The organism is Rhodococcus sp. IEGM 1379, from assembly GCF_030056815.1.
In the GTDB taxonomy this organism is placed as follows: domain Bacteria; phylum Actinomycetota; class Actinomycetes; order Mycobacteriales; family Mycobacteriaceae; genus Rhodococcus_F.
The window spans coordinates 1-6520 of sequence record NZ_JASHKR010000140.1; the positions used below are offsets into that span (position 1 = coordinate 1).

General features: G+C 62.7%; 8 protein-coding genes. 4 read left to right on the top strand and 4 right to left on the bottom strand.

Translation table 11 applies throughout. The features are described 5' to 3' along the window. Both QM600_RS28530 and QM600_RS28535 read right to left on the bottom strand, forming a co-directional pair. The coding region (locus QM600_RS28530; RefSeq protein ID WP_283265111.1) for a hypothetical protein at nucleotides 1–86 on the bottom strand (86 nt) is incomplete at its 3' end. A gap of 107 nt (nucleotides 87–193) precedes the next feature. After that, a complete protein-coding gene (locus QM600_RS28535; protein ID WP_283265107.1) occupies nucleotides 194–1762 on the bottom strand; it encodes an alpha/beta hydrolase in 1569 nt (522 codons plus the stop codon). 206 nt (nucleotides 1763–1968) lie between these two features. Here QM600_RS28535 and panB point away from each other — a divergent pair, with 206 nt between their 5' ends. Genes panB through pip form a run of 3 tightly spaced genes read left to right on the top strand, consistent with a single transcriptional unit; the run spans nucleotide 1969 to nucleotide 4294 of the window. Continuing rightward, a complete protein-coding gene (gene panB, locus QM600_RS28540) occupies nucleotides 1969–2826 on the top strand; it encodes a 3-methyl-2-oxobutanoate hydroxymethyltransferase (RefSeq protein ID WP_283265108.1) in 858 nt (285 codons plus the stop codon). Between the two features lie 54 nt (nucleotides 2827–2880). Next, nucleotides 2881–3318 (top strand): hypothetical protein, encoded by a 438-nt coding sequence (locus QM600_RS28545; RefSeq protein WP_283265112.1) that lies wholly within the window; start codon nucleotides 2881–2883, stop codon nucleotides 3316–3318. 13 nt (nucleotides 3319–3331) lie between these two features. Further along, a complete protein-coding gene (pip, locus tag QM600_RS28550; RefSeq protein ID WP_283265109.1) occupies nucleotides 3332–4294 on the top strand; it encodes a prolyl aminopeptidase in 963 nt (320 codons plus the stop codon). Between the two features lie 26 nt (nucleotides 4295–4320). Here pip and QM600_RS28555 read toward each other — a convergent pair whose 3' ends face one another. Beyond that, nucleotides 4321–5730, bottom strand: coding sequence for an RNB domain-containing ribonuclease (locus tag QM600_RS28555; protein WP_283265113.1), 1410 nt, complete (start codon nucleotides 5728–5730; stop codon nucleotides 4321–4323). Nucleotides 5731–5781: 51 nt separating this feature from the next. Beyond that, nucleotides 5782–5967, bottom strand: a complete 186-nt coding sequence (locus QM600_RS28560; protein ID WP_033233133.1) for a hypothetical protein — start codon at nucleotides 5965–5967, stop codon at nucleotides 5782–5784. A gap of 329 nt (nucleotides 5968–6296) precedes the next feature. Between QM600_RS28560 and QM600_RS28565 the strand changes: the two genes are divergently transcribed. After that, nucleotides 6297–6520, top strand: a 224-nt coding sequence (locus QM600_RS28565; RefSeq protein ID WP_283265110.1) for a hypothetical protein, incomplete at its 3' end; no start/stop codon positions are given.

The window sequence follows — 6520 nt, forward strand, 5'->3', positions numbered from 1 at the left end:
CCGAGAACATCGGTGAACCACAAGCGGACGAACCGAATGTCGCGCTCTTCCAGGGTACGAAGCACGAATTCTTTTTGGCGATCCATGTCCGCGAGAGTAAGCAAGCCACGTTAAATCTGTGTTACATCAGTGGTCGGAGTTGTCCGAGTGATTGGTCACCCTCGTATCTGCGCAGCGTACGAGGGTGCGGGCACTAACATGTCAGACCGTCTTCCGGCACTTTCAGGTAGACGAAGTAGTCGATCACCGCGTCGTCGACGCAAGAATTGCCGTCCAAGACCACGGTGTGCTGGGTTCCGTCGAACGTGATGAGCGCTGCGCCCAGCTGCTTTGCCAGATCCACCCCGGCCTCGTACGGCGTCGCCGGGTCCTCGGTAGTCGATACGACGACAAGCGTCGGCAGACCTGCGTCGGCCAGTGCCTGTGGATCGAGTTCGTGCGGGGCGCCTGTTGCCGGAACGGGCCAGAAGGCGCAGAGATCCAGCGGCGCCTGACCGGTTCCGCGACCGTCGTCGAGGAAGGGTGCCGCCTCGCGGTAACGCGTATCTGCCTCACCCGCTTCCGCGCGATCGGTCATCGCGGGATCGTCCGCGCACCTGATCGCGTTGAAGGCATCGTTGAGATTGGAGTACGTACCGTCGTGCTCGCGCCCTTGATATTGGTCAGCCAAATTCAGAAGCGAGTCACCGTAACCGTCGGCCAGGCTGGTCAATCCGCCGCGCAACGAAGTCCACAGTTGCGGCGAATACAAGGCCTGCTGCACGCCGGTCAACGCGTCCTCGTAGCTGAGTCCGCGCGGATCCGTAGTTGCCGCCGGCTTCTCGATCAGCGGTTCGACCAATTCCTTGAAACGCGCCTGAGTCTGCGCCGGATCATCCCCGAGCGGGCATTGCGGCCGCGAAACACAGTCCGCGGCAAAGGCATCGAACGCAACCTGGAAGCCTTTGGCTTGCAGGACAACCTCGTCGACGACGTCCTGATTCGGATCCAACGCCCCATCGAGCACCATCGACCGGACATTGTGCGGGAAAGTTTCGGCGTAAGTGGAACCGATTCGCGTTCCGTACGAGAACCCGAGGAAGTTCATCGTGGAATCCCCGAGCGCACCGCGAATCACGTCCAGATCGCGCACCACTTCGTATGTGCCGACGTGGGCGAGGAATTCGGTGCCGGTGTGCTCGACACACGCGGCGGCGTAGTCCTTGCTCTCCTGCTCTGCGCGCGCAATTCCCGCGGGAGTCATATCGACGTTCACCTCGGCGCGGTCGGCATCGAATTCGGCCGGCGTCAGACAACGCACCTGCGGCGTCGACGCACCCACACCGCGCGGATCGAACCCGATCCGATCGAAATGCTCCGCCAACTGCGTCCCCGAACCTTGGGACGCCATCGACAGTCCTGATCCGCCTGGTCCCCCGGGATTGATCAGAAGGGATCCGATGCGCTGCCCCGTCGCCTTCGCTCGCGAGATGACAACCCTCGCGGTGTTCCCCTCCGGATGCGCGTAGTCGATCGGAACGTCGATGGCGGCGCAGTCGATACTGCTCGAGAGTGGCGAGTCGGTGGCAAATTGTTCGCACGAACCCCAGTCCGGACTCTGTTCGTAGAACTTCTCCAAGCCCGCCGGAATCGCACCCGTCGACGGCACACCGGTGGTCTCCGGCGTCGGAGTCTCACCCCCGGATGTGGTGCAACCAGCGACGAGCAGGAGAACTGCGACACTTCCGGCCAAGGCACCGGCGAGGCGAAAAGACTTCGACATGCCACCGATAGTGCCAGGGGACGCCCGGGATGGCCGGTAACCAGCCCTTCGCTTGCACTCACTTCGACCGCGACGATGTGACCCAACGCACCTGCGTCAGCTATTCGCTCCGACGGTTCCCGGTGGCAGACTGAGCGTGTCATCACCCACACCCGGGGACCCGACTGCATTCATGCTTAGGGCCTCGAGGCACGAAAGGGACAACGATGTCCGAGACTCCGCTTTACGGTTCTGCGCCTTCAGCCACTGCAAATACTGCTGCGGCCCCCAAGCGCAAGACACGCATTCACCACCTCGCCGAGATGAAGCAGCGCGGTGAGCGCTGGTCGATGCTCACGGCCTACGACTACTCGACGGCACGCATCTTCGAGGACGCCGGCATTCCGGTACTCCTCGTCGGCGATTCGGCCGCCAACGTGGTCTACGGCTACGACACGACAGTGCCGATCACGATCGACGAGCTGCTCCCACTGGTTCGCGGAGTCGTTCGCGGCGCTCCCCACGCCCTGGTTGTCGCCGATCTGCCTTTCGGTACCTATGAGGGCTCTGCGGAACAGGCGCTTGCCACCGCGACGCGCTTCATGAAGGAAGGCCTCGCGCACGCCGTCAAGATCGAAGGCGGCGAGCGGATGAGCAAGCAGATCGCTGCCATCACCGCTGCCGGTATCCCGGTCATGGCTCACGTCGGATTCACCCCGCAGAGTGTCAACTCGCTCGGCGGATTCCGCGTCCAAGGCCGCGGCGACGCCTCCGAGCAACTTGTGGCGGACGCCATTGCCGTCCAGGAAGCCGGCGCGTTCTCCGTTGTCATGGAAATGGTTCCGGCAGACATTGCGGGCCAGGTCAGCCGCAAGTTGACCATCCCCACCGTCGGTATCGGCGCCGGCAACGAATGCGATGCCCAGGTCCTCGTTTGGCAGGACATGGCGGGCTACACGAGCGGTAAGACAGCCAAGTTCGTCAAACGTTTCGGTAACGTCGGTGACGAACTGCGCTCCGCGGCCGCAGCCTATGCGTCAGAAGTTCGCACAGGCGCGTTCCCGGCCGAAGAGCACAGTTTCTGATCCGAGACCGGCGAACGCCGCCTGTCTCTCGAAGAAGATTCAGGGGTGCGTTCCATGATGGGCAACCGTCGTACTTTCGCTGCTGCCACAGTTGGCGGCGCAGTTCTCGTGGCGGTTCTGAGTGGATGCGCGGGAGGGACAACGGTCTCTCCCGCGACTTCCGGTTCGACCGCACCGACTACCTCGGCAGCGGCAAACTCAGCCACGACCGCAGCACCGGGAACCTTCACCGACGCTCAGGTCCAGCAGTTGTGCTCGGATATGGAAGCGGAACTTCAGAATTGGCGCACGGTCACGCCAACGCTCGGCAAGGGCGGGCTGAACATTCTTGTCGGTTCGTGGGCAACCGCGAACGGCATCAATCTTCTTGATCTCGCCCAGCATCGCGATCGCATCGACACCGCAATGGCTGCCAGCTGCCCACAGGTGCGTGACGGTGCCCTGTACGCGCTCGAGATCCCCGATCTAGCCTCGGGCATGGTCGGTTTCTAGTGGCCGGCTTCTAATGGCAGAGCTGCGCACTCTCTATCCGCCGATCGAACCGTTTTCCAGTGGGTTCCTCGACGTCGGTGACGGTCAGCGCATGTACTGGGAAGCCAGCGGCAATCCGGAGGGGAAACCGGTCGTGTTCCTGCACGGTGGCCCCGGCGGCGGCACGCTTCCGTCGTTCCGCCAGTTCTTCGATCCGGCGGCCTACCGAATCATCCTTCTCGATCAGCGTGGTTGCGGACGGTCCACACCCCACGTTGCCGACGGCGCCGATCTGTCGGTGAACACGACGGACAAACTGCTCGCCGATATCGAAGCTCTACGTGAGCACCTCGCCATCGAGCGGTGGATGGTGTTCGGCGGGTCCTGGGGCTCGACCCTGGCACTCGCTTACGCCGAAACATTTCCGACGCGCGTGACCGAACTCGTACTGCGCGGGATCTTCCTGCTACGCCGACGCGAAATCGACTGGTACTACAACGGCGGTGCCGGCAACATCTTCCCCGAACGGTGGGCTCAGTTCCTCGAACCGGTTCCGGAAGATGAGCGCGGCGACGACCTGGTGACGGTCTACCACCGCCTGCTGCATTCCGACGATCCCGATGTCGCCGCCCGCGCCGCCATCGCGTGGTCGGCGTGGGAAGGTTCAACCAGCTACCTGCTCCCCCAACCGGACAAGGTCGAGGAGAACTCGGAGATCCGGTTCGCCCTGGCTTTCGCGCGTATCGAAAACCACTACTTCATCAACGGCGGATTCTTCGACGAAGCCCAACTCCTGCACAAGAGTTCAGCACTCCGCGGCATCCCCGGCACCATCGTGCAAGGGCGCTACGACGTCGTCTGCCCGGCCACCAGTGCCTGGGACCTGCATAACGCGTGGCCAGGGTCCAAGCTCGTGATCGTCGACGACGCCGGGCACTCCGCAATGGAACCCGGCATCATGCATCACCTACTCGAGGCAACCGACGCTTATCGGTAACGCGCTCAAGCAGGTCGGTAACACGGTCACGCTGGAAAAGTGAACTCCACTGTCCGCTTGGCCATGTCGACACCGGTGAGACGTACCTTGACCCGCTCCCCGTCGTCCGGAGTGCCAACGCACTTGGCAATCACCGTGACTGACGGAATGAACACCTCGGCCGCACGCTTCCCGTCCTTAGCTCGCATCACCACCGCGTCGAACACCTCGCCGACGCGACCCTCGAGCAACGTGACCTCGGTCAGATCGATGCACGCACGATCCACCTTGTTGGCCAATGAATCCGAGCCACTCATGATCGGAGGCAACTCGGGTAGTGCGGTGCGCGCCCACTCCGGTATCGCTGCACCGGCACTGATCGCCAGGCAGACTTCTGTACTGAATCGATCGGAGAGCCTCCGCAGCGGTGCCGTCACGTGGGCGTACGGCGCACCGATCCCTGAATGCACTGTCAGGTCCGGTAATTGCCCGTCGAAGGCCGCGTAGTCCGCGCCGCGCAACAGCGACGGTGCCACCGACATCAGAGCCAGCGTGGACGGCGCCTGCGCGTCGAGTCCAGCAAGGATCTGCCCCACCGATTTGTCTTGCGGCCACACAATTCCCAACGCGAGGGCAGCTCTGCGCAGGGCGTCCACCGCAGACTTCTCGGCCGGCGGCAAGGTGCGCAGCAATCCGACACCAGCGTCGATCATCATTCTTCCGGCGCACATTCCGGTCAGCAGCGATACTTCGGCATTCCAGTCATCGGCCTCGGTGCGCGGTTCCAGCACGATGTGCCACTGCCCCGAACCGTCGGCAGTCGAATCTTCCCGAACCACAGACTGCTCCGGCAGTTTCAGCTCGATCGCCCCGCGGGCTACCGCAGAGATACCGCGCAGACGACCGAACTCAGGAAGCGCCGCAATGGACGGATGCAAGGTGCCGGCGTCGGCACCACGCTGGACCGTCGAATAATCCAGACGGGCCACTGATTTCACGAGCGCACGCGTCACCGTCCACGACGTCGGCTCAGCGTTTCCGTCGAGTTCGATCCGCCAGAGTGCTACGGGTCGAACCACATCCGGGAGCAGGCTCGCCGAACCTTCGGACAGAGCACGCGGATGCAGCGGAACAGAACCGTCCGGTAGGTAGAAGGTTTGGCCTCGCTTGCGCGTTTCGATGTCCAGCGCCCCACCAGGGTTAACCACCGCAGCGACATCCGCGATTGCGTAGTGCACGACAAAACCGTCCGACGACTTCGTCAGGTGAACCGCCTGGTCGAGATCCATCGACCCGGGCGGGTCGATGGTGACAAACGGAATGTCCGTGGCATCGAGACGGCCGTCGGTCAATCGATCTCGAGCATTTTCGGCTTCTGCCAGCGCCGCGCTACCGAACGCGTCGGGAAGCGCGAACTCCGCCCGGATCATCCCGAAGTCGATTCCCTGCACCATCATCCGACGTGCCGGCACGCGTCCTCCACCTTCGGTTCGGCGGCGAAACCGAACTCAGTTGTTCCAGTCGTCGTCGGCCCGATCAGCGGCTTTGTTGCGTTCAGCCGCGATCTGCAATGCATGCTCTGCCGACTCCCGATCAGGGTACGGCCCCATCCTTGTCAGGGACGAAGGCCCCTTCCCTTGGGAGACAGATCCATCGGACACATCGAAGTACCAGAGTCGATCTTCATCAGTCATGAATACAGTGTGGCATTCCCGACGACTCGCGGGTGACATTCCTGTGGGAGTCGCGCTTGTAGATCGACGTAAGACTGCTATTCTTTCGACTTGGCCTGGCAGGTGAGAACCGGACATTCGAACGGTGAGTTCTGCTTGATCGCCCTCGACGAGCTACGAACAGAAATTAGGAGCGCACATGTCCGCGATTCTCTACGATTACCTCCTCCCGCTCATGGGCCATGACGCGGCGACGTACTGGGCGACCTTGCTGGTCATCAAGCCCCTGTAAGTCATCCCACAGATCTACGACAAGAAACCCCCGCCGACCTCGGTCGACGGGGGTTTCTTTGCAGTCTGGGGCGGACGAGTTGGCGTATAAGCCGGATCCTGTCCTCGACACCGAAGTGACGAGTGGCGACCATCCATCTGGACACACCGTCGCCGGGTGCCTCACGCGGTTCACCCGCAGGCTCGGGCGAGCAGCCCTCGAACACCTGCGCAGCCGCACCGCAAGCGATGCGACCTTCAACCTTGCTCCGGGCGGGGTTTACCTAGCCACCCCGGTCACCCG